Origin of the sequence: Streptomyces sp. NPDC021212, from assembly GCF_044332925.1 — a bacterium.
Taxonomy (GTDB): domain Bacteria; phylum Actinomycetota; class Actinomycetes; order Streptomycetales; family Streptomycetaceae; genus Streptomyces.
Genome location: NZ_JBIRPZ010000009.1, coordinates 247,023 through 271,589, shown reverse-complemented (window position 1 = coordinate 271,589; position 24,567 = coordinate 247,023). Strand labels below are relative to the sequence as shown.

Genomic DNA, 24,567 nt, shown 5'->3' with positions numbered 1-24,567 from the left:
GTCAGTCGACCTCCTCGACCGTCACGAGGTGCCGCACGGTGGTCGCCATGCCGCGGAACTCGGGGCGGTCCTCCTTGACAACCACGTCGCCGAGCTTCTTCAGCCCGAGCGAACGCAGGGTGTCGCGGTGGTTCTGCTTGCTGCCGATGTACGACTTCGTCTGCGTGATCTTGAGGCGGGCCATGCTCACACACCCACCCCGGCACGCGCCCGCAGCAGAGCGGCGGGGGCGACGTCCTCGAGCGGCAGACCACGACGGGCGGCGATCTCCTCGGGCCGCTGAAGGCCCTGGAGAGCGGCGCGCGTGGCGTGCACGATGTTGATCGGGTTCGACGAGCCGAGCGACTTGCTCAGCACGTCGTGGATGCCCGCGCACTCCAGAACGGCGCGCACCGGGCCACCGGCGATCACACCGGTACCGGGGGACGCCGGCTTGAGCAGCACGACACCCGCGGCCTCCTCACCCTGGATCGGGTGCGGGATGGTGCCGGCGATCCGGGGGACCTTGAAGAAGTGCTTCTTGGCCTCCTCCACGCCCTTGGCGATCGCGGCCGGCACCTCCTTGGCCTTGCCGTAACCGACACCCACGGTGCCGTCACCGTCGCCCACCACGACCAGCGCGGTGAAGCTGAAGCGACGACCACCCTTCACAACCTTGGCGACGCGGTTGATCGCGACAACACGCTCGACGTAAGCGGTCTTCTCGGCAGCTGCGCCGCCGTCCCGCCGGTCCTTCCGGTCCCGCCGCTCGCCGCCACCGGCGCCGCCACCGCGGCGCTGGGGTCCAGCCATTGGATTTACCTCTCTCGTTTCCGCATTGCGTTGGAACCGGGGCTCAGAACTGCAGCCCGGCCTCACGGGCAGCGTCCGCCAGGGCGGCGATGCGCCCGGCGTACCTGTTGCCACCGCGGTCGAACACGACGGCCTCGACACCCGCGGCCTTGGCCCGCTCGGCCACCAGCGCGCCGACCTGCTTCGCCTGGGCGCTCTTGTCAGCCTCGCCGCCACGGATCGAGGTGTCCAGGGTCGACGCCGAGGCCAGCGTGTGGCCCGCGATGTCGTCGATGACCTGGGCCACCATGTGACGGTTGGAGCGCGTCACCACGAGGCGGGGGCGCTCCGGCGTACCGGACACCCGCTTGCGGACGCGGATGTGACGGCGCTTGACGGCCGCGGCCTTGCGCGCGTCGCCCTTAGCGATCTTCACACCGTATGTCATGGCTTACTTACCAGCCTTTCCGACCTTGCGGCGGATGACCTCGCCCGCGTACTTGACGCCCTTGGCCTTGTACGGGTCCGGGCGGCGCAGCTTGCGGATGTTCGCGGCGACCTCGCCGACCTTCTGCTTGTCGATGCCCTCGACGCTCAGCTTGGTCGGGGATTCCACCTTGAAGGAGATGCCCTCGGGGGCCTCCACCAGGATCGGGTGGCTGTAGCCCAGCGAGAACTCCAGGTTGGAGCCCTTCGCCTGGACGCGGTAACCGACACCGCTGATCTCGAGCGCCTTGCTGTAGCCCTGGGTCACGCCGGTGATCATGTTCGCCACCAGCGTGCGGGACAGGCCGTGGAGGGCCCTGTTCTGACGCTCGTCGTTCGGGCGGGTGACAACGAGAGAGTTGTCCTCACCCTTGGCGACATCGATCGGCGCGGCGACGGTGTGCGAGAGAGAGCCCTTGGGACCCTTCACGGCGACCGTGCGGCCATCGATGGTGACGTCCACACCAGCGGGAACCTGGATGGGCAGCTTGCCAATGCGCGACATGTGCTTCCTCCGTTCCCTGGTTACCAGACGTAGGCGAGGACTTCCCCACCCACGCCCTTCTTGCCGGCCTGCTTGTCGGTGAGGAGCCCGTGCGACGTGGAGATGATCGCCACGCCCAGGCCGCCGAGCACCTTCGGCAGGTTGGTGGACTTTGCGTAGACCCGCAGGCCCGGCTTCGAAATCCGCTTGATGCCGGCGATCGAGCGCTCGCGGTTCGGGCCGAACTTCAGCTCGAGGGTGAGGTTCTTGCCGACCTCGGCGTCCTCGACCTTCCAGCCGGTGATGTAGCCCTCCTGCTGGAGGATCTCCGCGATGTGCGACTTGATCTTGCTGTGGGGCATCACGACGGAGTCGTGGTACGCCGAGTTCGCGTTTCGCAGACGCGTCAGCATGTCTGCGATCGGATCGGTCATGGTCATGATGGCCTTCGGCCTCTCTCGCCGGGGTTTCCTGTATGCGCCATCCCTCTCACCCGCTCGATGGCGGGCACGGGTGCGGCGCGGGGACCTACGGCGTAGTAAGGATTCTGGGCGGCGAGCGCCCAACCCTTCCACTCTACGGGAGTGAACGGGCGGGCCTCGCCATCCATTGCTTACCGAGAGCCCGGTGAACCAGCCTTTACAGGCTGATTACCAGGAGCTCTTGGTCACGCCCGGCAGCTCGCCACGGTGAGCCATCTCACGAAGGCACACGCGGCACAGGCCGAACTTGCGGTACACGGAGTGCGGACGGCCGCAGCGCTGGCAGCGGGTGTAGCCACGCACACCGAACTTGGGCTTGCGGGCGGCCTTCGCAATGAGAGCCTTCTTCGCCACGGCTCACGCCTCCTTGAACGGGAAGCCGAGGTGACGCAGCAGGGCCCGGCCCTCTTCGTCGTTGGTCGCCGTGGTCACCACGGTGATGTCCATACCCCGGACACGGTCGATCTTGTCCTGGTCGATCTCGTGGAACATGACCTGCTCCGTGAGACCGAAGGTGTAGTTGCCCCGGCCGTCGAACTGCTTCGGCGACAGACCGCGGAAGTCGCGGATACGCGGCAGCGCGAGCGACACCAGACGGTCCAGGAACTCCCACATGCGGTCACCGCGGAGGGTGACGTGGGCACCGATCGGCTGGCCCTCACGCAGCTTGAACTGCGCGATGGACTTACGGGCCTTGGTGACGGCCGGCTTCTGGCCGGTGATCGTGGTGAGGTCGCGGATGGCGCCCTCGATCAGCTTGGAGTCGCGGGCGGCGTCGCCCACACCCATGTTGACCACGACCTTGGTGAGGCCCGGGATCTGCATGACGTTCCCGTACGAGAACTGCTCCTGCAGCTTGCCCTGGATCTCTTCGCGGTAGCGCGTCTTGAGACGCGGTGCAGTGGTGGTGGCAGTCATCAGATGTCCTCACCGGTCCGCTTGGCAACGCGGATCTTGTTGCCCTCGTCATCGAAGCGGTACCCGACGCGGGTGACGACCTTGTTGCCGTCCTTCTCCACCACGAGCTGGACGTTGCTCACGTGGATCGGGGCCTCGGTCGTCACGATGCCGCCGGTCTTCGACCCACGAGCGGTCTGTCCGGCCTTGGTGTGCTTCTTGACCCGGTTGACACCCTCGACCAGGACGCGGTCCTCGCGGGGGAAGGCCGCGATGACCTTGCCCTGCTTGCCCTTGTCCTTACCGGTGATGACCTGGACCAGGTCGCCCTTCTTGATCTTCATCGGTTACAGCACCTCCGGCGCGAGGGAGATGATCTTCATGAACTTCTTCTCGCGCAGCTCACGGCCCACCGGGCCGAAGATACGGGTGCCGCGGGGGTCGCCATCGTTCTTGAGGATGACGGCCGCGTTCTCGTCGAAGCGGATGTACGAACCGTCCGGGCGGCGGCGCTCCTTCACGGTGCGCACGATGACCGCCTTGACGACGTCACCCTTCTTCACGTTGCCACCGGGGATCGCGTCCTTCACGGTGGCGACGATGACGTCACCAATGCCCGCGTAGCGGCGACCGGAGCCACCGAGAACACGGATGCAAAGGATTTCCTTCGCCCCCGTGTTGTCGGCGACACGCAGTCGCGACTCCTGCTGGATCACGTCTATCTCCTGATCGTCTGCCGGTTCCCGGCAGGGGCCCTGGTCGGGCCCCTGCCGAGCCTGGCGGAACTGGCCTGAGGACTGCTGTCCTCAGGGGGTTACTTGGCCTTCTCGAGGATCTCGACGACGCGCCAGCGCTTCGTCGCGGACAGCGGCCGGGTCTCCATGAGGAGGACGCGGTCGCCGACACCCGCGGCGTTCTGCTCGTCGTGCGCCTTGAGCTTGTTGGTACGGCGGATGACCTTGCCGTACAGCGCGTGCTTGACGCGGTCCTCGACGGCGACGACGACGGTCTTGTCCATCTTGTCGCTGACGACCAGACCCTCGCGGGTCTTGCGGAAGCCGCGGTTCTGCGTTGCGTTCTCAGTCACATTCGTCTCGCTCATCAGGCGCTCTCCACCGTCTCGATGCCGAGCTCGCGCTCCCGCATCAGGGTGTAGATCCGGGCGATGTCCTTGCGGACGGCCTTCAGCCGGCCGTGGTTCTCGAGCTGTCCGGTCGCCGCCTGGAAACGGAGGTTGAACAGCTCTTCCTTGGCCTCACGCAGCTTGCCAACGAGGTCCTCGTTGTTCAGCTCACGCAGCTCGGACGCCTTGGTACCGGCCGCCATCACGACTCACCTGCCTCGCGCCGCACGATCCGGCACTTCATCGGGAGCTTGTGAGCAGCGCGGGTGAGCGCCTCACGCGCAGTCTTCTCGTTCGGGTAGGACAGCTCGAACATCACCCGACCGGGCTTGACGTTCGCGACCCACCACTCCGGCGAGCCCTTACCGGAACCCATGCGGGTCTCGGCGGGCTTCTTCGTCAGCGGACGGTCCGGGTAGATGTTGATCCAGACCTTGCCGCCACGCTTGATGTGGCGGGTCATCGCGATACGAGCGGCCTCGATCTGACGGTTCGTGACGTACGCCGGGGTGACGGCCTGGATGCCGTACTCGCCGAACGCCAGCTCCGTGCCGCCCTTGGCCATGCCGGACCGCTTGGGGTGGTGCTGCTTGCGGTGCTTGACCCTGCGAGGGATCAGCATGTCGGTCAGGCCTCCGTTCCGGTGCTCTCAGCAGCCGGAGCAGCGGCGGCAGCGGCCTCGGCCTTGGGGGCCTCGGCAGCGGCGTTCTGCTGCTGCGGCTTACGGCCACGGCCACCGCGCTCGCCACCACGGCGCTGCGGGCGGTCGCTGCCGCCGCGCGACGGGCGGTTGCCGGCGCGGGCGGCGGCGTTCTCGGCGCGGACCTCGGCGATGTTCTTGACGTCGCCCTTGTAGATCCACACCTTGACGCCGATGCGGCCGAAGGTGGTCTTGGCCTCGAAGAAGCCGTAGTCGACGTTCGCGCGGAGCGTGTGCAGGGGCACGCGGCCCTCGCGGTAGAACTCCGAGCGGGACATCTCGGCGCCGCCGAGACGGCCACCACACTGGATCTTGATGCCCTTGGCACCGGCCTTCATCGAGCTCTGCATCGACTTGCGCATCGCACGACGGAAGGAGACGCGGGAGGACAGCTGCTCGGCGACGGCCTGGGCCACCAGCTGAGCGTCCACCTCGGGGTTCTTGACCTCGAGGATGTTCAGCTGCACCTGCTTGCCGGTGAGCTTCTCCAGCTCGCCGCGGATACGGTCGGCCTCCGCGCCGCGACGGCCGATGACGATGCCCGGCCGGGCGGTGTGGATGTCGACGCGGACGCGGTCACGGGTGCGCTCGATCTCCACCTTGGAGATACCGGCGCGCTCCATGCCCTTCGTCATCATCCGGCGGATGGCGACGTCTTCCTTGACGTAGTCCTTGTACAGCTTGTCGGCGTACCAGCGCGACTTGAAGTCGGTGGTGATGCCGAGTCGGAACCCGTGCGGGTTAACCTTCTGGCCCATTACCGGGTTCCTTCCTTGCTGCTGACGACCACGGTGATGTGGCTGGTCCGCTTGCGGATCCGGTAGGCGCGGCCCTGGGCGCGCGGACGGAAACGCTTCAGGGTCGGGCCCTCGTCGACATAGGCCTCGGAGATGACGAGGCTGCCGGCGTCGGTGTGGTCGTAGTTGTGCGCGGCGTTGGCGATGGCGCTGTCCAGCACCTTGCCGACCGGCACGCTCGCGGCCTGCGGGGCGAAACGCAGGACCGCCTGAGCCTCCGTGGCATTCATGCCACGGATGAGGTCCACCACGCGGCGGGCCTTCATGGGCGTGACGCGGATGTACCGCGCCTGGGCCCTGGCTTCCATGGTTGTCCCTTCGGTGTCTGTCATGAGTCTCTTCCGCCGATCAGCGACGACGCGACTTACGGTCGTCCTTCTCGTGGCCGCGGAAGGTGCGGGTCGGCGCGAACTCGCCGAGCTTGTGGCCGACCATCGACTCGGTGACGAACACCGGGACGTGCTTGCGGCCGTCGTGCACCGCGATCGTGTGGCCGAGCATGGCCGGGACGATCATCGAGCGGCGGGACCAGGTCTTGATGACGTTCTTGGTGCCGGCTTCGTTCTGCGTGTCCACCTTCTTGCTCAGGTGGTCGTCGACGAAGGGCCCCTTCTTGAGACTGCGCGGCATCTGAACCCGCTCCTAGCGCTTCTTGTTCGTCTTGCGGCGGCGGACGATGTACTTGTTGCTGGCCTTCTTCGGCGAGCGCGTACGGCCCTCCTTCTGACCCCAGGGCGAGACCGGGTGGCGACCACCGGAGGTCTTGCCTTCACCACCACCGTGCGGGTGGTCGACGGGGTTCATGACCACACCACGAACGGTCGGGCGGACGCCCTTCCAGCGCATGCGGCCGGCCTTGCCCCAGTTGATGTTCGACTGCTCGGCGTTGCCGACCTCGCCAACGGTGGCGCGGCAGCGGACGTCGACCAGGCGAATCTCACCGGACGGCATACGAAGGTGGGCCATGGAGCCCTCCTTCGCCAGCAGCTGCACGGAGGCACCCGCGGAGCGGGCGAACTTCGCGCCACCGCCGGGCCGCAGCTCGATCGCGTGGAGCGTGGTACCGACCGGGATGTTGCGCAGCGACAGGTTGTTGCCGGGCTTGATGTCGGCGCCGGGGCCGTTCTCGATCCGGTCGCCCTGCTTCAGGCCACGCGGGGCGAGGATGTAGCGCTTCTCGCCGTCCACGTAGTGCAGCAGCGCGATGCGCGCGGTGCGGTTCGGGTCGTACTCGATGTGCGCGACCTTCGCCGGGACGCCGTCCTTGTCATGACGGCGGAAGTCGATCACGCGGTACGCACGCTTGTGACCGCCACCCTGGTGGCGGACCGTGATGCGACCGGCGTTGTTACGACCGCCCTTGCTGTGCAGCGGGCGGACCAGCGACTTCTCCGGCGTGGACCGCGTGATCTCGACGAAGTCGGCGACGCTGGAGCCACGACGCCCCGGGGTCGTCGGCTTGTACTTGCGGATACCCATTTCTCAGTCCTCGGAATATTCCGGACTTCTGGACGATTCCGACCTCCGTCAGGAGGTCGGGCCGCCGAAGATGTCGATACGGTCGCCCTCGGCAAGGGTCACGATGGCGCGCTTGGTGTCCTTGCGCTTGCCGTAACCGGTGCGGGTGCGCTTGCGCTTGCCCTGCCGGTTGATCGTGTTGACCCCGGTGACCTTGACCGAGAAGACCGCCTCGACGGCCTGCTTGATCTGGGTCTTGTTCGCGCGCGGGTCGACGATGAACGTGTACTTGTTCTCGTCCAGCAGCGCGTAGCTCTTCTCCGAGACCACCGGCTTGACGAGAACGTCGCGGTGATCCGTGAAGGTCTTGCTGGTGACAGCGGTCGCCTCACTCATCAGGCGGCGCTCCCTTCGGTCTTCTCAGCGGCCTTGGGACCAGCCACGAAGGACTCGAAGGCGGCCTTGGTGAAGACCACGTCATCGGAGACGAGCACGTCGTACGTGTTCAGCTGGCCCGGCTCCAGGATGTGCACCTGGGGCAGGTTGCGGGCGGACAGCCACGCGGCCTCGTCGCTCCGCTCGGCGACCAGGAGCACGTGCTTGCGCTCGCTGATCTTGCCCAGCAGGGTCTTCGCGGCCTTGGTGGAGACCTCGCCCTCGACCACGCCGGTCACGACGTGAACGCGGTTGTGGCGCGCCCGGTCCGAGAGGGCCCCGCGCAGGGCGGCGGCCTTCATCTTCTTCGGGGTGCGCTGGCTGTAGTCGCGCGGCACGGGACCGTGCACGACGCCACCGCCGGCGAACTGCGGCGCGCGGGTCGAACCCTGGCGGGCCCGGCCGGTGCCCTTCTGGCGGTACGGCTTCTTGCCACCGCCGCGGACCTCGCCGCGCGTCTTGGTCTTGTGCGTGCCCTGGCGGGCAGCGGCCAGCTGTGCGACAACGACCTGGTGGATCAGCGGAATGCTGACCTGCGTGTCGAAGATCTCCGCGGGGAGTTCGACGTTCCCGGCCTTGTCGCCTGCCGGCGAAAGGATGTCAATGGTGCTCATCGGTTACCTCAGGCCCCCTTGGCCGCGGTACGGACCAGGACGAGGCCGCCGTTCGGACCAGGAACCGCTCCCTTGATCAGGAGCAGACCCTTCTCCGCGTCAACGGCGTGGACGGTCAGGTTCTGGGTGGTGACCCGCTCGTTGCCCATGCGGCCGGCCATGCGCAGGCCCTTGAACACGCGGCCCGGGGTGGCGCAGCCACCGATCGAGCCCGGCGAGCGGTGCTTGCGCTGGGTGCCGTGGCCGGCGCCGAGGCCGCCGAAGCCGTGGCGCTTCATGACACCGGCGGTGCCCTTGCCCTTGCTGGTGCCGGTCACATCGACCTTCACACCGGACTCGAACACCTCGGCGGTGACCTCCTGGCCGAGCGTGTACTCGCCGGCGTCGGCGGTACGCAGCTCCACCAGGTGGCGGCGCGGGGTGACGTCCGCCTTGGCGAAGTGGCCCTTGAGGGGCTTGTTCACCTTGCGGGGGTCGATCTCGCCGAAGGCGATCTGGACGGCGTCGTAACCGTCCGCGTCATCGGTACGGACCTGGGTCACGACACAGGGCCCGGCCTTGACGACGGTGACCGGGACGACACGGTTGTTCTCGTCCCACACCTGCGTCATGCCGAGCTTCTCGCCCAGGACGCCCTTGATCTGCTTAGCCATCTCGCGCGTCACCTCAGAGCTTGATCTCGATGTCGACGCCCGCCGGCAGGTCGAGACGCATGAGCGAGTCAACGGTCTTCGGCGTGGGGTCGAGGATGTCGATGAGGCGCTTGTGCGTACGCATCTCGAAGTGCTCGCGCGAGTCCTTGTACTTGTGCGGCGACTTGATGACGCAGTACACGTTCTTCTCTGTGGGCAGCGGCACCGGGCCCGCGACCGACGCACCAGTGCGGGTCACCGTCTCGACGATCTTCTTCGCCGAGGAGTCGATGACCTCGTGGTCGTAGGCCTTGAGCCGGATGCGGATCTTCTGTCCCGCCATGGCTACTTCGTAGTCCTGTCTCTCGTAACGCTCTGGGACCCGGTGGCGTTAGCGGCCCTCCCACCCGCACTCCCGACCCACGCGGTCGGGCGTGTCGCACCCCTTCTCGTAAATCTCCGCAGAAGAGATCCCTGGTGAAGGGGTTGGTCGGGGGAGAGAGTCACCCACCGGGCGCCTGGCTGGGGCCCCGCTGACACTTCCCGGAAGATTCCCGTACTTCCGCCCCTGATCAGGGGCGACGAGTACTGCGGGACTCGCTTCCAGTCCTCCCGGCGGGAGGCGCGCAGCATCGGCACTCAACCGAGCAACCCGGACAGTCTGCCATACGAGGCCCAGCCTCCGCGAATCGGCCCTGGAGCGTACCCCACACCCACATCGGCGAATCCTTCGCGCGCACGGTGGTGCGACGGACCGCGCCACGGTACCTTCACCCCGCCGGGAAGAGGGGGGTATCGGAATGGCTGTGCCATTACGGGTGGAGATCGTACGGGCGGGCGAGGAGCACGTGGAGCAGATCGCCCGGCTCGCCGAGTCGCGGAGCCTGAACGGGCCGGGCGGTGTCCGGGGCTCGACGGACGGGGGTTTCCTGGTCTCGGCGTACACCGAGGCGGACTACCGCTCCCGGCTGACGACCGCCGAGCACTTCTACGTGGCGGTCAAGGGCGGGCAGGTGCTGGCGTTCCTGCTGGCGTACAGCTCCGACCAGGTCGAGCCGGACGAGTGGCTGAACCGCCGGATCAAGACGACGCTGGGCAGCTTCCTGGTGATCAAGCAGATCTGCGTGTCCCGCGAGGCGGTGCGGACCGGGGTGGCCTCGATGCTCTACTACCACGTGCTCGACCAGTGGCACAAAAGCCCCGTGATCGCCGCGGTGGTCAACGACCCGCCCAACGACGCGTCCGCGCACTTCCACCACAAGCTCGGCTTCCAGGAGCTGACCCGGCTGACCCCACCGGACGGGCTGCCGCGGGTGGTGTGGGTCTGGCGCAAGCCGCGCGAGGCGATCCTGCACACGCAGTACGGGACCGCGGTGGACCTCTACAAGCATGAGGACAACCTGAACTGGCAGAAGCTGAACAACTTCTTCTACATCACCGCGGGCATCGCGGCCGCCATCGCCTTCTGCCTCGGCAAGGAGGGCGCGGGCGGCACGCTGGGCACGGCACTGGCGGCGATCCTCGCGATCATCGGCTTCGGGGTGTCACTGGGCTTCGCCGCGATGCTGCGCTTCGGCCGTCAGTACCTCCTGGCGCGCAAGGAAGCGGTGATCGAGCTGGAGGAGTACATGGCCTGGCACGGGGGCGAGCGCATAGTGAACCGCCGCACCAGCGACCCCGGCTCCGCCTATCTGAAGGTGTCACCCACCGGAGCGATCATGGTGTTGCTGCCGGTGCTGGTGTCGTTCTGCTGGGTCGCGGTGCTCGTGACGCTGATCGCCCGCTGAGACCGGCAAACCTGCCAGGTCCCCCGCTCCCTGTGATGTGACCCACAGTGGGCAACCTTCCCTCGCCCCCAACGCGTTTCGGCGTGCGTGGATCACACGAAGGATCGGCTTCGAATCACGCGAGGGCGGCATGGCGGGCGGCGACTGGACCGAGTTCGAGGAGTTCGTCGCCGCCTGCGGGCCACGGCTGCTGCGTTCCGCCTGGTTCCTGACCGGGGACCGGCATCTGGCCGAGGATCTGCTGCAGAGCGCCCTGGCGCGGGTCTGGCCGAAGTGGGCGCGGATCGCCGAGGAGAACCCCGAGGCGTATGTCCGCCGCACCCTGGTGCATCTGCACGCGTCCTGGTGGCGGCGGCACTGGCGGCGCGAGGTGCCCCACTCCGAGCTGCCCGAACCGTCCCCCCGGGGCGGCCCGGCCGGGCCGTACCGCCAAGTCGGCGAGGTCGATCAGGGGCGGACGCTCATCGGGCTGCTGCGGCTGCTGCCCCGGCGCCAGCGCGAGGTCGTCGTCCTGCGCTACCTGGAGGACCTGAGCGTGGAGCAGACCGCCGCGATGCTGGGCTGTTCCACCGGCACGGTCAAGAGCCAGGCGTCGAAGGCCCTGAACACGCTGCGCACCCGATTACCCGGGCTCGATGCCGATCTCGTGCCCGCCCCGGAGCCGGTCCGCGGCCGCGCCGCGCCGAAGTGAGGTGAGGACCGTGGCGATGCAGAACGAGGAGCTGGCCCGCGCCGCGACCGGGCTGCGGCGGCTCGCGGAGGCCGACACCCCGCCGCTGACGGCGCCGGAGGACCGTATGGAGCGGGTACGGCACCGGGTGGTGCGGGCCCGCAGGCGGCGCACCGCCGTCGTGGCGGCCCCGGTGGTGGTCGCGCTGATCGCGGGCGCGGTGTCCCTCGCCACCGGGCTGCGCGACGGCCGGTCCGCCGGCCCCGGCTCCACCACACCGGCCACGACGCCCGGCCCCGACAGGAGCGCGACGCCCCGGAAGGTGCTGGAGATGCCGGACGTCGCGGGCGGCATGAGCCTGCGGGTGTCCGTGCCCGGCGACTGGCGGGTGCCGGAGCCGCATCGCGCTGACGGCATGGACGGCATGGACGGCATGGACGCGAGCGAGACGTACGTCCTGGCGTACCCGGCGGCGCACGAGACGTCGAGCACGGTGTCCCGTACGCCGGACAGCACGCCATCGACCGTCGCTCCCACGCGCACCGGCGACCGCGCCTGCGGCGACTCCCTCAAGGAAGCCCGCTACGGCCCCGAGTTGTGCCTGCCGGTGACCAGGCTCCCGAAGAACAGCGCCCTGGTGCTGTGGCGCCGGGAGTCCTACGACCGGCCCGGGAAGGACCTGCCCGTGCAGCGGTCGACGCCGACCCCGGTCTGCCGGGGGCTGGGCGGCACGGCGTTCCTCAGCCGGCGGCAGCCGCTGCCCGGCCACCCCGACAGCACGGTCGCCGCGTACGCGTGCCTCGCCTCCGCGGACCCCGCCCTCGTCGAGCGCGTCAAGGACGCGCTCTCCTCGGCCCGCTTCTCCTGAGCCGCTACCCCTCAGCCGGCCGCCCCCTCACTCTCCCCTGGAGCACCCCCGCCATGACCGTCACCGAACACCAGTCCGCGACATCGCCCGCCCGGCCGTCGCACCGCCGTTCCTCCCGCCGTCGGCGGCGGCGGACGCCGGTGGTGCCGCTGCTGATCGGCGCGGCGGTGACGTCCGGCGTCCTGCTGGCCGGCTACGTCCTGTTACCGGGCGACGGGGGCGGCGTACGGGCGGCCCCCGCGGACTCCCCGGCGGCGAGCCAGTCCCCGACGGCCGCCCACTCCCCCACCGCCGCGCCCTCGGCCCCGCCCTCCCGGTCCTCCCGCGACGCGGGTCCCACGCGCCCCGGCGCGCCCACGTCCGCCGCCGGGACCGGCACCTTCATCACCGCGAAGGCGTCCGGCAAGGTGATCGGCGACGGCGGCGACGTCCGGCGGTTCAAGGTCCAGGTGGAGCAGGGCACGGGCGTCGACCCGAAGCGGGCCGCGGCCGATATATCCGCGGTCCTCGCGGACGAGCGCGGCTGGACCAGGGACCGGAAGCACTCCTTCCAGCTGGTGTCAGGCGGCGCCTACGACTTCGAGGTGAAGATCGCCACCCCGGACACGGTCGACGACATCTGCGGGCAGGCGGGCCTCAGGACCCGTGGCAAGGTCAACTGCGCCGCCGGAACGCAGGTCATGGTCAACCTCAAGCGCTGGAACACCGGTTCGCCCGAGTTCGACGGCCCGATCGGCGAGTACCGGGCGCTGATCGTCAACCACGAGGTGGGCCACCGCATCGGCCACGGCCATGAGACCTGTCCGGGGAAGGGGAAGCCCGCCCCGGCGATGATGCAGCAGATAGACGGGCTGAAGGGCTGCGTCGCCAACGCCTGGCCCTACAGCAAGGCGGGGACGTACCTCGGCGGCCCCTCGGTGGCCTGAGCCGCCCTCGAAGCCCTCGACGCCCGCGCTCCGCTTGGCGTGTCCGAAGTGTGATCGAGACCTCTCCGGCTATCGGACAACCTTCGAAGATCATCGGCCGTCCTTTATCACGTGGAAGCAGCCGGAGATTACGTGCTGCACAAGTGACAGGGTCACCAAATTGAACAGTCGATGGACTCTGCCCGCGCGCACGACACGCAGGCAAGCAGTGGCCGCGATGGCGGCCCTCACCGCCGCCGCCGCGGCCGGGTGCAGCAGCCGCTCCGGGTCTTCCGCCGTCCCCGCCGCACCGGCCCGGACGACCACAGGACCGGGGGCCGCCGAGCCGTTCACCTCGGCGGCCGGGGACAAGCGGTCCACCCTGCTCCAGGTCATGGCCCACCCCGATGACGACCTGTACTTCATGAACCCCGACAACGAGCACGTCCTGCGCTCCGGGGTCCCCGTGGTCAGCGTGTACGTCACGGCGGGCGAGGCCCTGGGCCTCAACCGGGTGGCCGGGCGGCCGCTTCCGCCGCCGGACAAGGCCGCGTACTCCGCCGCCCGCCACCAGGGGCTGCGGCAGGCGTACGCACAGATGCTGGGGCTGCACCAGTTCACGCCGTGGCAGCGGTCGGTGCTGAACCTGCCCGGCGGCGTCAAGGCGGAGACGAACGTGCTCGCCAACGGCTCCCGCAGGGTGCGGCTGATCTTCCTCAACATCGCCATGCTGTCCGAGGGGCACACCCGGATGCCCGACCTGTGGGACACCCCGGGCACCGTGATGCGCACGCTCCTGGCCGAGGACTCCCCGGTGGGGCACCCCAGTTCGTACGTCCACCAGACCCTGGTCGACGTGCTCGCCGAGATCATGGACCGCTACCGGCCCACGCTCATCCACACCCTCGACCCCGACCCCGACTTCCAGATCCACGACGCGCTGCACCCCAAGGACAACGACCAGCCCGGCTGCTCGGACCACCGGGACCACACCCCGGTCGCGCTGTTCACCTGGAAGGCGATCGCGCAGTGGGCGGCCGAGTCAACCCGGCGGGACCACGAGGCGCCGCGCTTCCTCACCACGTCCTTCCGCGGCTACTACAACCAGCGCTGGCCGCACAATCTGCCGCCCGCCCTGCTGGCCCAGAAGGCGCGCGTCATCAAGGCGTACGGCGGCTCCCCCGAGTGGGAGTGCGGTGACTCCGCCGGCTGCGGCGACTACAGCCAGGGCGGCTTACGGCCGCTACGGAACCGCAAGGGCTGGATCCGCTCCACCCACTACCGCTACCCCAGCGCCTTACCCACCCCCACCACCGACCGCGAGGGCCGCCTCGTCGCGTACGGCGTCCTCGGCGCCCAGGCCGTCCGGTGGCGCGAAACCGCCCGCGGCAGCGGCCGGTTCGGGAGCCCGCTCGGGCTCGGCGGCGGGCCGCTGGCCCCCGCGCTCACCGCCGTGACCGACCGCGCGGGACGCCACGTACTCCTCGCGCTGCGGTTCGCGGCGCTGGACGGCCAGGGCGGGGCCAACCTGCGCGAGATCGTGGCGCTGGAACAGGGCCGCCCCGACGGGCCGTTCCGCGCCTGGACCGGGCTCGGCACCCCCGAGGCCAACCCCGAGTACGGCCGCCGTGTCGGCTGCCCCACCGCGGTCGCCACCCCGGACGGGAAGGTCCACCTCTTCGTACGGACCGCCGAGAAGGGCCTCGCCACCCGGGTACGGGGCGCCGACGGCCGCTGGGGTCCCTGGGAATGGCTCGGCGGCGCGGAGATCCAGGACGGGCTGACCGCCCTCGTCGACAGCGAGGGCCGCGCCCACGTCGTCGCCCCGGGCCGCGACACCGTGCACCACTGGTCCCAGGAACGGCCCGGAGACCCCGTCACCCTGCGGGCGCCCGCCGGACTGCCCCGCCCCGGCGGCAACCAGATCGGCGCCGCGATCGCCCCCGACGGCTCGCTCTCCCTGATCTACCGCACCCCCGCGGCCACCGTGCCGGCCCTCCACGGCGCGGAGAACGGCGCGGAAAGCCGTACGAAGAGCCGCACGGTGCCGCACTTCGAGGGGTACGGGGCCATCGCCGCGCACACCGTGGCCGAGCCCGGCAAGGACGGCGGGGACGACAAGTCCGCCACCCTGCTCATGCTCGGCCGCAGCCTCGACGGCGACGTCCAGGTCCAGTGGGGCACCGGCCCCGGCGACCGCCCGCTGCGCTCCCCCGGCCACCTCACCCCGGTGGGCACCCCCGCCCTGCTGGCGGACCCCCGCCAGGGGGCGAGCGTGGTGGGCATCGCGCCGGACGCCACCCCCTGGATCTGGCGCCCGCGCCCGACGTCGAGGGCGTGACGCCGCCGCCCGGGCGCCCCCGCCGTGTCGAGCGGGGCGCCCGGGCGGTCGCCGAAGAGGCGCGTCAGCGGCGGGCCGCGACCCGGCGCTCGTCCTCGGCGTCCTCTTCCTCGGCGGCCTCGTCGAACTCGCCGGGCTCCTCCTCGTACTCCTCCTCGGGCTCGGCGTCGGCGGCGTCCTCCGGCTCGACCTCGTCCTCGTCCGCGAACTCCGCCTCGTCGCCCTCGCCCTCGGGCTCTTCCTCGTCCTCGTACGCCGCGTCCTCGTCGTCCTCCTCGGCCCGCGGCTCATCGGCCTCTCCCCCGGCCTCGGCCTTCTCGTCCTGCTCTTCCTCTTCCTCCGCCACGGCCGTCTCGTGGTCGACCACGACCTCGCCGTCCCGGATCTCGCCGCGCCAGCCGTCCGTGGCCTCGCCGCGCATCATGATGAACTTGCGGTAGAGCTTGAGGTCGAGCCGCGCGCGGCGGCCCTGGGCGCGCCAGATGTTGCCGGTCTTCTCGAACAGGCCCTTGGGGAAGTACTCCAGCACCAGCAGCACCCGGGTGAGGCTGTCGCCGAGCGGATGGAAGGTGACGACGCCCTTGACGGTGCCCTTGGCGCCCTCGGTCGTCCAGCTGATCCGCTCGTCGGGCACCTGCTCGGTGACGTTGGCCTTCCAGCTGCGCGTGGACTTGGCGACCTTCACCTTCCAGTTGCTGCTGGTGTCGTCGGCCTTCTCGACGCTGACGACGCCCTTGGCGAAGGTGCTGAACTCCTGGAACTGGGTCCACTGGTCGTACGCCTCGCGGACCGGCACCCCGACGTCGATGTCCTCGACCACCGTGACGCTCTTGGACTTGCCGCCGCCGCCCTTGCCCCCGCCGCCCTTGCCGAACATCCCCTTCACCTTGTCCTTCAGCGAATCCTTCAGCTGGGAGGCTCCGGCCTTCAGCACGGCCTGGCCCGGCGGCTTGCCCTCGGCGAGCGCCTGGGTGCCCTTGGCGAGGCCGGAGCCGAGCCCGGAGAGCGCATGGGTCGCGCGGGCCTGGACGTAACTCTGCAGCTCGTCCTTGAGACGGTCCGCGGCCGGGCTGCGCACGATGTCGTCCTTGAGCTTGCCCAACGTGTCAGCCATTGCGGCCCCCAGCGGTCTTCTTCGCCGTCTTCTTCGCCGCCTTCTTCGCGGGGCCGGGGGACGGGGCGGCCTTGCGCGCCCGGCCGGCCGGGGCCTTGGCCGCCTTGGCCTTCGGCGCCTTGGGGCGTGGCGCCGGGGATGTACGTGTGCTGTCCTCGTCGGCCGGTTCGTCGTCCTCCGGCTCCTCGTCCGCGTCGCGCTCGGCGCGCGCATCGCCCTCGTCGTCCGCCTCGCCCCGCAGGCCCAGCGTGCGCTCGTGCAGCGAATCGGCGAGGCCGTTCATGCGGGTGGACAGGGCCGAGGTCGCGGCCGACTTGGCGGCACCGGTCAGCTCCTTGCGCGCCTGTGCGTTCAGACCGCTCAGCAGCGGGGAGTCGGCGACCGCCTTGGCCAGCTGCTGCGGATCGAGGGTGATCTTCTTCCCGGCGAGCAGCATGCCCAGCCCGAGTGCGAGTTTCGCCTTCTTGGTGCGCCCCAGGAGATAGCCTCCCGCGACCGCTACCGCGATCTTGCCATTGGTCATCAACTCTCTCACTCTCCTTGTCCTCGGCCCCGTCGGCGCCGCCGACGGTGGTCTCGGGGCCGAGTACCCAACGGCCGCAGACCACTCCCCGGCGGCCGAACATAGGTGCGTTTCGGCAGGTGAAAACCCCTAGGTTCGGCCCGGATCTAGGGGGCGGCACGGGTTCTCGGCCGCTGCGGCCGCTGGCTAGCGTGACCGGCGAGCTCAGGCCACCTGGGCTTACCCGGGGGGAGGTGTTCGAAGGTGACCATGTCGCTCGAAGCCGTGGCCGTCGTCGGTGTCGGCCACCGGCTCCCGGGAGATGACACAGCTCATGGCGACGGCCCCGACGGGCACACCGCGTGGACCGGGTCCACGCGCCGGCTGCTGGGGGAGGCCGCCGCCGAGGCCCTGCCCGAGGACCGGCGTTCGCCGGGCGACGGGGTCTTCCTCGCCCTCGGCCGCGCCACGGACGAGACGGGCCCGGGCGATCCGCTGCCCGCCCTGCGGCAGGGCGGCCCCGCCGTGGTCCTGGACGCCGCGCGCTGTCCCGCGCTGCTCGCGGTGCGGCTGGCCTGGCAGAGCGTACGACTCGGCGACTGCGACACCGCGCTGGCGGCAGCCGGCGTAGGGGACGGCGCCGCGGCGGTGGCCCTGAAGCGGCTGGACCGGGCGCTGCGCGACGGCGACCGGGTGCTCGCCACCCTTTGCGGCGAAGCAGAAGAAAGAGAAGAAGGGGACGGGACGGAGGTCATCGGGCCGGACGCCGGGCCGCTCGCGGGCCTCGCCCGCATCGTCGGACTCCTCCGGGAACCCCTCGGGCCGTTCCCGTTGTCGCTGCGCGCCGTGGGCGCCGACGGCACCGGGACCTCCTTGCGGTTCGCCGCGCCGCCGCCCCGGGCACCGGAGCCACCCGCCCGGGTCCGCGCCACCCCCGCGCCCGTCCGCCGCGAGGTCGTCTTCGCCTTCGCCGGCCAGGGGCACCAGTGGCTCGGCATGGGCCGGGAGCTGCTGCGCGCCGTGCCCGCCTTCCGGGAGGCCGTGGAGCGCTGCGACGCCGCCGTCCGGGCGGAGACCGGCTGGTCGGTGCTGGACCAGCTGACCGACGACGCGGCCGGGCCCCGGCTGAGCCGGTCCGACGTACTGCAGCCCACGCTGTTCACCATGCAGGTGGCGCTCGCCGAGGTCTGGCGGTCCTGGGGGGTGCGACCCGCCGCGGTGGTGGGCCAGAGCATGGGCGAAGTGGCCGCCGCGCACGTCGCGGGCGCGCTGACGCTCCAGGACGCGGTGACCATCCAGGTGCGGCGCAGCGCGCTGCTCCACCGGATCAGCGGCAAGGGCACCATGGCGCTGGTCGAGCTGTCCGCCGAGGAAGCCGAGCGGGAGATCGCCGGGGCGCGCGGCCTGGTCTGCGTGGCCGGTTACAACGGTCCGGCCTCCACCGTGCTGGCCGGTGACCTGGGCGAGCTGGAGCGGATCCTGGACCGGCTGGAGGCCCGGGACGTCTACTGCAAGCAGGTCAAGGACACCGCCCCCTCGCACAGCCCGTTCGTCGAGGAGCTGCGGGCGGACCTGGAGGCGGCGCTTGCGCACATCCGGCCGCGGCCCGCGGCCGTCCCCATGTACTCCACGGTGACGCTGGAGCGGATCGCGGGGCCCGAGCTGACCGGCGCCTACTGGATACGGAACCTCCGGGAGCCGGTCCGGTTCGCATCGGCGGTCGAGCTGCTGCGCGCGGCGGGGCACGAGGTCTTCCTGGAGATCAGCGGCCATCCCGTGCTCCAGGAGGCCATCCAGCAGTGTCTGGAGCACGGCGGCCGCACCGGGCACGTCCTGGCCTCCGGCCGCCGCGCCGCGGAGCTGCGGTCGATGCGCGCCTCGCGGGACGCCCTCGCGGCGCTGGGCGCCCTGCCCCGGCGCGGACTGACCCCCTATCAGCGGGCGCTGGCCCCCTCCCTCCTCCGTCGGCCGGAAGGCGCGCTCCGATGACGCACCGCGTTCTGATGCTCGGCCTCCCGGCGTTCGGGCATGTCATCCCCAGCCTCGCCACGGCCGCCGAACTGGTGCGCCGGGGCAGCGAGGTCACCTTCGTCACCGTGGACGCCCATGCCGAGCGGGCGCGGCGGATGGGCGCCACCGTGGTCACCTATCCGTCGCTCGATCCGGTCGCCCGGCTCCAGACGGCGGGCCCGGTCCAGTCGGTGATGCTGCTGCTGGAGGAGAACGCGCTGATCCTCCGTGCGGTCGAGGCGCATCTGGCCGGGTCGGGCCCGCGGCCCGACCTCGTCGCGTACGACAGCCAGGCGTTCCAGGCGGGCCGGGTGCTGGCCGCCCGGTGGGGGCTGCCCGCCGTGCAGCTGGAGCCCGTCTTCGCGTCCAACGAGCACTACTCCTTCATGCGGGAGATGACCGAGGCCACCGCGGCGGCCGGGCCGGTCCCGACCCCGGACGAGCTGGCCGCGTACGGCAAGCGGAACGCCGAGCTGCTCGCCGAGCACGGCGTCACCATGCCGGTCATGGAGCTGCTGACCAAGGTCGAGGACTTCCACGTGGTGTTCGTCCCCCGGGCCTTCCAGCCCCGGGGGGAGACCTTCGACGAGCGCTTCGCCTTCGTGGGCCCGTGCGCGCCGCCGGGCGGGGACGCGACGGCCGGTGCCGGGGCGGACTCGCCTCCGCCGTGGCGGCCGCCCGCCGGGGACCGGCCGGTGGCGCTGATCTCGCTGGGCACCACGTACAACAACGACGCCGGGTTCTTCCGCACCGCCCTGCGGGCCTTCGAGGGCCTCGGCCACCACCTGGTGCTCGCGCTCGGTCACGGTCTGGACCCTGCCGCGCTGGGCCCGCTGCCGCCACACGCCGAGGCGCACGCGTGGATCACGTACCGGGACGTCCTGCGGTACGCGTCCGTCTTCGTCACCCAGGGCGGCATGGGCAGCCTCACCGAGGCGATGCACGAGGGCTGTCCCACGGTCGTCGTGCCGGGCTCGGCCAGCTATCTGCCCGGCTGCCGGAGGGCCGCCGAGCTGGGGCTCGGGGAGGTGCTGCGCCCGGAGGAGCTGAACGCCGAGCGGTTGCGCGCCGCGGTGCTCCGGCTGGCCGGGGACGCGGAGCTGGGCGAGCGGCTGGCCGATATGCGGCGGTCCACCCGGGAGGCGGGCGGCGCGATGCGCGCCGCCGAGGAGATCACGGCATATCTGGAGCGCACCACGCGATAGGCGGTGTCCCGCACGCGGCGCCACCGCTCACCGCGTCGACGAGAGGAACACATGGCTACTCCCAAGGTCTTCGGCGAATTCACCGAAGGGCTCCGCACGATCAACCTCACCCGCGGTACGGACGGTCCCGGCGCCGGGCTCGGCGAGCGGTTCAAGAAGGCGACCGGGGCGGTGTACGACCTGGCCGCGGCGGGTTCGTCCAAGGGCGACATCTGGAACTGGGGCATCTACGACGAGACGCTGGAGAAGGAGATCCGCACGCGGATCCCCGGCTTCGGCACCCTGGACAGCGACGGCTACTCCGAGCAGATGTACTACCTGGCGCTGCGGGCGCTGCCCATCGGGCTGGACGAGTACGCGGGCAAGTCCGTGCTGGAGGTGGGTTGCGGCCTCGGCGAGGGGCTCAACTTCGTCTCCCGGCTGATCGAGGCCGACAGCATCACCGGCATGGACCTCTCGGCGAACGCCGTCGAGCGCGCCGAGACCCGGCTCTCGCGCGGGCGCCGGCTGCGCTACATCCAGGGCGACGCGGAGAACCTGCCGTTCGAGGACGGCGAGCTGGACGTCGTCATCAACATCGAGAGCTCGCACACCTACCCGAACCTGGGCCGCTTCCTGTCCGAGGTGAGCCGGGTGCTCAAGCCGGGCGGCTACTTCTCGCACATCGACAGCTTCACCCTGGCCCGTCATGAGCAGATGGACCGGATCAAGCGGGGGACCGAGGGCCTGGAGTGGCTGCAGGAGCGGGACGTCTCCGAGCTGACCCGGGCCGCGATCCGGCGGCGCTTCGCCGACGGCAGCCTCTTCCGCAAGGCGTTCGCCGAGAAGCGGATGCCGCTGCTCGCGCGCGTGGTGGGGGAGCAGGCGCGCCGGGGTCTGTTCGGCGCGAAGTTCGCGGGTCTGGAGGACACCGCGCTGATGAAGCTGCTCAAGAAGGCGGGCGTGCTGCCGACGGGCAGCCCGCTGCCCGACAGCTACCGCCACCAGATAGCCCGGAAGGTGTGAGGAGACCGTCTCCCATGACCCTCAGCAACGTCTTCCTGTTCGCGGGCCAGGGCTCCCAGTACCACAGGATGGGGGCCTGGCTGTACGAGAACGACGAGGTCTTCCGGCGCACCCTGCTCGACCTCGACGCCGTGGTGCGGGAGCAGCGCGGCGACTCCGTGGTGGAGCGGATCCACGGCGGGCGGATGGACGAGCCGCTGGACGGGTTCCGCGTCAGCCAGCCGGGCATCTTCATGATCGAGTACGCGCTGGCGACGGCCTTGGAGGCGCGGGGGGTCAGGCCGGACGTCGTGGTCGGGGCCAGCCTGGGCGAGACGGCGGCGGCGGCCGTGGCGGGGGCCGTGGACCCGCGGGAGTGCCTGAGCCTGCTGCTGCGTCAGGTGGAGATCTTCGAGGCGCGCTGTCCGCGCGGCGGGATGCTGGCGGTGCTGGACGGCCCCGCGCTGTTCGAGCGGGCGCCCGCCCTGCACGGGCGGTGCGAACTGGCCGCGGTCAACTCGGACACCAACTTCGTGGTGGCGGGCGCCGAGGCCGATCTGGACCGGGCCGAGGAGTATCTCGCCGGTGAGGGCGTGCTGTTCCAGCGGCTGCCGGTGCCGTTCGCCTTCCACTCGGCCGCGATCGACGCCGTACGGGACGAGTTCGCCTCGCTGATCGGCACCATCGCCTTCCGCCGTCCGCGGATCCCGCTGCTGTCGTGCACGACGGGCGGCGAGGTGGAGCGGTTCGACGCCGGTCATCTGTGGCGGGCGATGCGGCACCGCTTCGACGTCCGCCCGGTGATCGAGGGGCTGCTGCGCGAAGACCGCCACCTCTATCTGGACCTGGGCCCCTCGGGCTCGATGGCGAATCTGATCACGCCTCGGCTGCCGTCGGGGGCGGCGTCCCGGGCGCTGCCGCTCCTGTCGCCCTTCTCCCAGGACGGGGCGCTGTTCGAAAAGGTCCTGGCGTACGCCCTCCCGGAAGACCGGCCGGACGGCACCCCGGCCCCCTCCGCCCAGAAAACCGAGGACCGGCAGATGACTTCGACCCCACTTCGCGTCCATCTCTTCCCCGGCCAGGGATCGCAGGTCAAGGGCATGGGGAAGGAGCTGTTCGACCGGTTTCCCGAGCTGACGGAGCGCGCCGACGCGATCCTGGGCTACTCGATCCGCTCGCTGTGCGTGGACGACCCCGACCGGCAGCTCAAGCAGACCGCGTACACCCAGCCCGCCCTGTACGTGGTGGGCGCCCTGTCCCACCTGGCGGCGCTCCAGGAGGGCGAGCGGCTGCCGGACTACGCGCTCGGGCACAGCCTGGGCGAGTACGTGGCGCTGTTCGCGGCCGGTGTCTTCGACTTCGCGACCGGACTGCGCCTGGTGTGCAAGCGCGGTGAGCTGATGAGCCGCGCCACGGGCGGCACGATGGCGGCCGTGGCGGGGTGCGACACGGAGGCGGTCCGCAAGGTGCTGGAGGGGCACGGGCTCGACGCGGTCGACATCGCCAACATCAACGCCCCCTCTCAGACGGTGATCGCCGGGCCCAAGGCGGACATCGACCGGGCGCTGCCACTGTTCTCGGAGGTCGGGGCGCGCTGTGTGCCGCTGAACGTGAGTGCCCCGTTCCACAGCCGGTACATGGCGGACGCCGCCGAGGAGTTCGGCCGCTTCCTGGACGGGTTCGCGTTCGCGGCGCCCAAGGTGCCGGTGATCGCGAACATCGACGCCAGGCCGTACGGCGGGGCGGGGGACGTCAAGGAGAAGCTGCGGCGGCAGATCGCCGGTCCGGTGCTCTGGTCCGACAGCATCCGCCGGCTGATGGGTCAGGGGGAGCTGGAGGCACGGGAGCTGGGGCCGGGCACGGTGCTCACCAAGCTGGTCGCCCGGATCCGGTCCGAGGCCACGCCGCTCTCTTCCGAGGCCGCCCCGCTTCCCTCCGGGACGGCGGACACCGCCGCGGCGACCGCCAGGGTGACGGCGGGGACGCTGGGTTCCGCCGCCTTCCGCGAGACGTACGGCACCGCTTACGCCTATGTGGCCGGTGGGCTGCACCACGGGATCGGATCGGTGGATCTGGTGGCCGCCATGGCGCGCGCCGGGTTCCTGTCGTACCTGGGCACCAGCGGGCTGACGGGCGATGAGGTGGCCGGGTCGATCCGGGCCCTGCGGGACCGCCTCGGCCCCGGCGCCCCGTTCGGCGTCAACCTCACCTACAGCCCGTTCGGCGACCGCGCGGAGCGGGAGACGGTGGACGCGGCGCTGCGCGAGGGAGTGCGGTTCCTGGAGGCCGCCACCTACGTACAGATCACCCCGGCGCTGGTGCGCTACCGGCTGCGCGGCGCCCGGCCGCTGGGCGACGGCCGCGCCCACGCCCCGAACCGGCTGCTCGCCAAGGTCACCCGGCCGGACATGGCCCGGCTGTTCCTGGAACCGCCGCCGGCCCGGATCGTCGAGCGGCTGCTCGCCGAGGGCGTCCTGTCGGCGGAGGAGGCGGCGGCCGCCCCGCTACTGCCGGTGGCGGACGACCTGTGCGCGGTGGGCGACGCCGGGGGCCATACGGACATGGGGGCCCTGCCCGCGCTGCTGCCGTCCGTCGCCCGGCTGCGCGACGAGGTGGCCCGCGGCTTCCCGGCCGCCGGGGCGGTGCGGGTGGGCGCGGGCGGTGGCATCGGCACGCCCGAAGCGGCCGCGTCGGCCTTCGTCCTCGGCGCCGACTTCGTGCTGACCGGCTCCGTCAACGTGTGCACGGCCGAAAGCGGCCTCGGCGGCCGGGTCAAGGACCTGCTGCGGGCGCTGGACGTCCACGACACCACGTACGCGCCCTTCGGCGACCTGTTCGAACTCGGCGGGCGGGCCCGGGTGATGAAGAAGGGCGTGCTCTTCCACGCCCGGGCCAACAAGCTGTACGACCTGTGGCGCACCCATGACGACTGGTACGAGATCGCGCCCGAGGTACGGGCGCGGATCGAGGAACGCTACTTCCAGGAGTCCTTCGACACCGTGTACGCCCGGCTCAGGGACCGTGCCGCGGAGGAGAACCCCCGCGAACCGGAGCCGGACCCCAAGCGGCGCATGGCGCTGGTGTTCCGCTGGTACTGCGACCGCGCGCTGCGGCTGGCCGTGGCCGGCGAGGCCGGACGGGAGACGGACTTCCAGGTCTTCTGCGGGCCCGCGCTCGGCGCGTGCAACCAGTGGCTGCGCGGCACCGACCTGGACGACTGGCGGCAGCGGCACGCCGACGAGGTCGGCCGCCGGATCCTCGACGGCGCCGCACGGATCCTCGGCTGACCGCGGGCCCCGCGG

Annotated in this window: 31 protein-coding genes; 9 read left to right on the top strand and 22 right to left on the bottom strand. The window is 70.8% G+C overall.

Going from position 1 to position 24,567, the window contains the following annotated elements; genetic code table 11:
* Position 1 precedes the first annotated feature (1 nt).
* The 20 genes from rpmD to rpsJ all read right to left on the bottom strand — a co-directional run bounded on the left by rpmD (position 2) and on the right by rpsJ (position 9,222).
* Positions 2-184 (bottom strand): 50S ribosomal protein L30, encoded by a 183-nt coding sequence (gene rpmD, locus ACH4SI_RS25050; RefSeq protein WP_009715866.1) that lies wholly within the window; start codon positions 182-184, stop codon positions 2-4.
* A gap of 2 nt (positions 185-186) precedes the next feature.
* The gene (rpsE, locus tag ACH4SI_RS25045) at positions 187-792 is read right to left on the bottom strand and encodes a 30S ribosomal protein S5 (protein WP_009715867.1); all 606 of its coding nucleotides are present in this window, start codon (positions 790-792) and stop codon (positions 187-189) included.
* Positions 793-835: 43 nt separating this feature from the next.
* Positions 836-1,219, bottom strand: a complete 384-nt coding sequence (gene rplR, locus ACH4SI_RS25040; protein WP_398299172.1) for a 50S ribosomal protein L18 — start codon at positions 1,217-1,219, stop codon at positions 836-838.
* 3 nt (positions 1,220-1,222) lie between these two features.
* The gene (rplF, locus tag ACH4SI_RS25035) at positions 1,223-1,762 is read right to left on the bottom strand and encodes a 50S ribosomal protein L6 (protein WP_398299170.1); all 540 of its coding nucleotides are present in this window, start codon (positions 1,760-1,762) and stop codon (positions 1,223-1,225) included.
* A gap of 20 nt (positions 1,763-1,782) precedes the next feature.
* The gene (rpsH, locus tag ACH4SI_RS25030) at positions 1,783-2,181 is read right to left on the bottom strand and encodes a 30S ribosomal protein S8 (protein WP_055556099.1); all 399 of its coding nucleotides are present in this window, start codon (positions 2,179-2,181) and stop codon (positions 1,783-1,785) included.
* Between the two features lie 210 nt (positions 2,182-2,391).
* The gene (locus ACH4SI_RS25025; protein WP_003948630.1) at positions 2,392-2,577 is read right to left on the bottom strand and encodes a type Z 30S ribosomal protein S14; all 186 of its coding nucleotides are present in this window, start codon (positions 2,575-2,577) and stop codon (positions 2,392-2,394) included.
* Positions 2,578-2,580: 3 nt separating this feature from the next.
* Entirely contained in the window at positions 2,581-3,141 is a 561-nt protein-coding gene (gene rplE / locus ACH4SI_RS25020) for a 50S ribosomal protein L5 (RefSeq protein ID WP_009715871.1), read from the bottom strand.
* Positions 3,141-3,464, bottom strand: coding sequence for a 50S ribosomal protein L24 (gene rplX, locus ACH4SI_RS25015; protein ID WP_014054173.1), 324 nt, complete (start codon positions 3,462-3,464; stop codon positions 3,141-3,143). The genes rplE and rplX overlap by 1 nt, the downstream gene beginning before the upstream one ends.
* 3 nt (positions 3,465-3,467) lie before the next feature.
* Positions 3,468-3,836 carry a 50S ribosomal protein L14 gene (rplN, locus tag ACH4SI_RS25010; RefSeq protein ID WP_003998823.1) on the bottom strand — a complete coding sequence of 123 codons (369 nt, stop codon included), beginning with the start codon at positions 3,834-3,836 and terminating at the stop codon, positions 3,468-3,470.
* Between the two features lie 98 nt (positions 3,837-3,934).
* A complete protein-coding gene (gene rpsQ, locus ACH4SI_RS25005; RefSeq protein ID WP_014054172.1) occupies positions 3,935-4,222 on the bottom strand; it encodes a 30S ribosomal protein S17 in 288 nt (95 codons plus the stop codon).
* On the bottom strand, positions 4,222-4,446 hold the full coding sequence (gene rpmC, locus ACH4SI_RS25000) for a 50S ribosomal protein L29 (protein ID WP_009715874.1): 225 nt from the start codon (positions 4,444-4,446) through the stop codon (positions 4,222-4,224). Before rpmC ends, rpsQ begins: the two co-directional genes overlap by 1 nt.
* Positions 4,446-4,865, bottom strand: coding sequence for a 50S ribosomal protein L16 (gene rplP / locus ACH4SI_RS24995; RefSeq protein ID WP_009715875.1), 420 nt, complete (start codon positions 4,863-4,865; stop codon positions 4,446-4,448). The genes rpmC and rplP overlap by 1 nt, the downstream gene beginning before the upstream one ends.
* Positions 4,866-4,870: 5 nt before the next feature.
* Positions 4,871-5,701, bottom strand: a complete 831-nt coding sequence (gene rpsC / locus ACH4SI_RS24990; RefSeq protein WP_398299167.1) for a 30S ribosomal protein S3 — start codon at positions 5,699-5,701, stop codon at positions 4,871-4,873.
* Positions 5,701-6,048, bottom strand: coding sequence for a 50S ribosomal protein L22 (rplV, locus tag ACH4SI_RS24985; protein WP_037839423.1), 348 nt, complete (start codon positions 6,046-6,048; stop codon positions 5,701-5,703). Before rplV ends, rpsC begins: the two co-directional genes overlap by 1 nt.
* A gap of 40 nt (positions 6,049-6,088) precedes the next feature.
* The gene (rpsS, locus tag ACH4SI_RS24980) at positions 6,089-6,370 is read right to left on the bottom strand and encodes a 30S ribosomal protein S19 (RefSeq protein ID WP_030016988.1); all 282 of its coding nucleotides are present in this window, start codon (positions 6,368-6,370) and stop codon (positions 6,089-6,091) included.
* Between the two features lie 12 nt (positions 6,371-6,382).
* Complete coding sequence (rplB, locus tag ACH4SI_RS24975) at positions 6,383-7,219, bottom strand: 50S ribosomal protein L2 (protein ID WP_009715879.1); 837 nt, start codon at positions 7,217-7,219, stop codon at positions 6,383-6,385.
* A gap of 48 nt (positions 7,220-7,267) precedes the next feature.
* Positions 7,268-7,594, bottom strand: coding sequence for a 50S ribosomal protein L23 (gene rplW, locus ACH4SI_RS24970; RefSeq protein ID WP_398299164.1), 327 nt, complete (start codon positions 7,592-7,594; stop codon positions 7,268-7,270).
* Positions 7,594-8,247, bottom strand: coding sequence for a 50S ribosomal protein L4 (gene rplD, locus ACH4SI_RS24965; RefSeq protein ID WP_398299162.1), 654 nt, complete (start codon positions 8,245-8,247; stop codon positions 7,594-7,596). Before rplD ends, rplW begins: the two co-directional genes overlap by 1 nt.
* An 8-nt stretch (positions 8,248-8,255) precedes the next feature.
* Entirely contained in the window at positions 8,256-8,900 is a 645-nt protein-coding gene (gene rplC, locus ACH4SI_RS24960; protein WP_046086844.1) for a 50S ribosomal protein L3, read from the bottom strand.
* A gap of 13 nt (positions 8,901-8,913) precedes the next feature.
* Positions 8,914-9,222 carry a 30S ribosomal protein S10 gene (gene rpsJ / locus ACH4SI_RS24955; protein WP_003948644.1) on the bottom strand — a complete coding sequence of 103 codons (309 nt, stop codon included), beginning with the start codon at positions 9,220-9,222 and terminating at the stop codon, positions 8,914-8,916.
* Positions 9,223-9,679: 457 nt separating this feature from the next.
* Here rpsJ and ACH4SI_RS24950 point away from each other — a divergent pair, with 457 nt between their 5' ends.
* The 5 genes from ACH4SI_RS24950 (at position 9,680) to ACH4SI_RS24930 (ending at position 15,450) form a co-directional block, all read left to right on the top strand.
* Positions 9,680-10,666 (top strand): GNAT family N-acetyltransferase, encoded by a 987-nt coding sequence (locus ACH4SI_RS24950; protein ID WP_398299160.1) that lies wholly within the window; start codon positions 9,680-9,682, stop codon positions 10,664-10,666.
* Positions 10,667-10,796: 130 nt separating this feature from the next.
* Positions 10,797-11,357 (top strand): SigE family RNA polymerase sigma factor, encoded by a 561-nt coding sequence (locus ACH4SI_RS24945; RefSeq protein WP_398299158.1) that lies wholly within the window; start codon positions 10,797-10,799, stop codon positions 11,355-11,357.
* 10 nt (positions 11,358-11,367) lie between these two features.
* On the top strand, positions 11,368-12,204 hold the full coding sequence (locus tag ACH4SI_RS24940) for a hypothetical protein (RefSeq protein ID WP_398299156.1): 837 nt from the start codon (positions 11,368-11,370) through the stop codon (positions 12,202-12,204).
* A 53-nt stretch (positions 12,205-12,257) separates the two neighbouring features.
* The gene (locus tag ACH4SI_RS24935; protein WP_398299154.1) at positions 12,258-13,130 is read left to right on the top strand and encodes a DUF3152 domain-containing protein; all 873 of its coding nucleotides are present in this window, start codon (positions 12,258-12,260) and stop codon (positions 13,128-13,130) included.
* 217 nt (positions 13,131-13,347) lie between these two features.
* On the top strand, positions 13,348-15,450 hold the full coding sequence (locus ACH4SI_RS24930; protein ID WP_398299152.1) for a PIG-L family deacetylase: 2,103 nt from the start codon (positions 13,348-13,350) through the stop codon (positions 15,448-15,450).
* Positions 15,451-15,514: 64 nt separating this feature from the next.
* Here the strand turns inward: ACH4SI_RS24930 and ACH4SI_RS24925 are convergent, their stop codons facing one another.
* Both ACH4SI_RS24925 and ACH4SI_RS24920 read right to left on the bottom strand, forming a co-directional pair.
* Positions 15,515-16,564 (bottom strand): SRPBCC family protein, encoded by a 1,050-nt coding sequence (locus ACH4SI_RS24925; protein WP_398299150.1) that lies wholly within the window; start codon positions 16,562-16,564, stop codon positions 15,515-15,517.
* A complete protein-coding gene (locus ACH4SI_RS24920) occupies positions 16,557-17,087 on the bottom strand; it encodes a hypothetical protein (RefSeq protein WP_398299148.1) in 531 nt (176 codons plus the stop codon). Before ACH4SI_RS24920 ends, ACH4SI_RS24925 begins: the two co-directional genes overlap by 8 nt.
* Before the next feature lie 249 nt (positions 17,088-17,336).
* On the opposite strand from ACH4SI_RS24920, the gene ACH4SI_RS24915 reads away from it, so the two are divergent.
* The 4 genes from ACH4SI_RS24915 to fabD are packed head-to-tail and all read left to right on the top strand — an operon-like array spanning position 17,337 to position 24,552.
* A complete protein-coding gene (locus tag ACH4SI_RS24915) occupies positions 17,337-19,055 on the top strand; it encodes an acyltransferase domain-containing protein (RefSeq protein WP_398299146.1) in 1,719 nt (572 codons plus the stop codon).
* Positions 19,052-20,281 (top strand): macrolide family glycosyltransferase, encoded by a 1,230-nt coding sequence (locus tag ACH4SI_RS24910; protein WP_398299144.1) that lies wholly within the window; start codon positions 19,052-19,054, stop codon positions 20,279-20,281. Before ACH4SI_RS24915 ends, ACH4SI_RS24910 begins: the two co-directional genes overlap by 4 nt.
* Before the next feature lie 51 nt (positions 20,282-20,332).
* Entirely contained in the window at positions 20,333-21,286 is a 954-nt protein-coding gene (locus ACH4SI_RS24905) for a methyltransferase domain-containing protein (protein ID WP_398299142.1), read from the top strand.
* A 14-nt stretch (positions 21,287-21,300) separates the two neighbouring features.
* Positions 21,301-24,552 (top strand): ACP S-malonyltransferase, encoded by a 3,252-nt coding sequence (gene fabD / locus ACH4SI_RS24900; protein WP_398299140.1) that lies wholly within the window; start codon positions 21,301-21,303, stop codon positions 24,550-24,552.
* Positions 24,553-24,567 lie beyond the last annotated feature (15 nt).

Bases quoted from the DNA above. Each gene is read 5' to 3' on its own strand.
- rpsJ (WP_003948644.1), bottom strand. From the start codon at position 9,222: ATGGCGGGACAGAAGATCCGCATCCGGCTCAAGGCCTACGACCACGAG.
- ACH4SI_RS24910 (WP_398299144.1), top strand. From the start codon at position 19,052: ATGACGCACCGCGTTCTGATGCTCGGCCTCCCGGCGTTCGGGCATGTC.
- rplF (WP_398299170.1), bottom strand. From the start codon at position 1,762: ATGTCGCGCATTGGCAAGCTGCCCATCCAGGTTCCCGCTGGTGTGGAC.
- ACH4SI_RS24950 (WP_398299160.1), top strand. From the start codon at position 9,680: ATGGCTGTGCCATTACGGGTGGAGATCGTACGGGCGGGCGAGGAGCAC.
- rplD (WP_398299162.1), bottom strand. From the start codon at position 8,247: ATGAGCACCATTGACATCCTTTCGCCGGCAGGCGACAAGGCCGGGAAC.
- ACH4SI_RS24925 (WP_398299150.1), bottom strand. From the start codon at position 16,564: ATGGCTGACACGTTGGGCAAGCTCAAGGACGACATCGTGCGCAGCCCG.
- rpsH (WP_055556099.1), bottom strand. From the start codon at position 2,181: ATGACCATGACCGATCCGATCGCAGACATGCTGACGCGTCTGCGAAAC.
- rplP (WP_009715875.1), bottom strand. From the start codon at position 4,865: ATGCTGATCCCTCGCAGGGTCAAGCACCGCAAGCAGCACCACCCCAAG.
- rpsC (WP_398299167.1), bottom strand. From the start codon at position 5,701: ATGGGCCAGAAGGTTAACCCGCACGGGTTCCGACTCGGCATCACCACC.
- rplV (WP_037839423.1), bottom strand. From the start codon at position 6,048: ATGGAAGCCAGGGCCCAGGCGCGGTACATCCGCGTCACGCCCATGAAG.
- ACH4SI_RS24935 (WP_398299154.1), top strand. From the start codon at position 12,258: ATGACCGTCACCGAACACCAGTCCGCGACATCGCCCGCCCGGCCGTCG.
- ACH4SI_RS24905 (WP_398299142.1), top strand. From the start codon at position 20,333: ATGGCTACTCCCAAGGTCTTCGGCGAATTCACCGAAGGGCTCCGCACG.
- rplX (WP_014054173.1), bottom strand. From the start codon at position 3,464: ATGAAGATCAAGAAGGGCGACCTGGTCCAGGTCATCACCGGTAAGGAC.
- ACH4SI_RS24920 (WP_398299148.1), bottom strand. From the start codon at position 17,087: ATGACCAATGGCAAGATCGCGGTAGCGGTCGCGGGAGGCTATCTCCTG.
- rpsS (WP_030016988.1), bottom strand. From the start codon at position 6,370: ATGCCGCGCAGTCTCAAGAAGGGGCCCTTCGTCGACGACCACCTGAGC.
- fabD (WP_398299140.1), top strand. From the start codon at position 21,301: ATGACCCTCAGCAACGTCTTCCTGTTCGCGGGCCAGGGCTCCCAGTAC.
- rpmD (WP_009715866.1), bottom strand. From the start codon at position 184: ATGGCCCGCCTCAAGATCACGCAGACGAAGTCGTACATCGGCAGCAAG.
- rplE (WP_009715871.1), bottom strand. From the start codon at position 3,141: ATGACTGCCACCACCACTGCACCGCGTCTCAAGACGCGCTACCGCGAA.
- rpsQ (WP_014054172.1), bottom strand. From the start codon at position 4,222: ATGAGCGAGACGAATGTGACTGAGAACGCAACGCAGAACCGCGGCTTC.
- rplB (WP_009715879.1), bottom strand. From the start codon at position 7,219: ATGGGTATCCGCAAGTACAAGCCGACGACCCCGGGGCGTCGTGGCTCC.
- ACH4SI_RS24945 (WP_398299158.1), top strand. From the start codon at position 10,797: ATGGCGGGCGGCGACTGGACCGAGTTCGAGGAGTTCGTCGCCGCCTGC.
- rpsE (WP_009715867.1), bottom strand. From the start codon at position 792: ATGGCTGGACCCCAGCGCCGCGGTGGCGGCGCCGGTGGCGGCGAGCGG.
- rplC (WP_046086844.1), bottom strand. From the start codon at position 8,900: ATGGCTAAGCAGATCAAGGGCGTCCTGGGCGAGAAGCTCGGCATGACG.
- ACH4SI_RS24915 (WP_398299146.1), top strand. From the start codon at position 17,337: ATGTCGCTCGAAGCCGTGGCCGTCGTCGGTGTCGGCCACCGGCTCCCG.
- rpmC (WP_009715874.1), bottom strand. From the start codon at position 4,446: ATGGCGGCCGGTACCAAGGCGTCCGAGCTGCGTGAGCTGAACAACGAG.
- ACH4SI_RS24930 (WP_398299152.1), top strand. From the start codon at position 13,348: ATGGCGGCCCTCACCGCCGCCGCCGCGGCCGGGTGCAGCAGCCGCTCC.
- rplR (WP_398299172.1), bottom strand. From the start codon at position 1,219: ATGACATACGGTGTGAAGATCGCTAAGGGCGACGCGCGCAAGGCCGCG.
- rplW (WP_398299164.1), bottom strand. From the start codon at position 7,594: ATGAGTGAGGCGACCGCTGTCACCAGCAAGACCTTCACGGATCACCGC.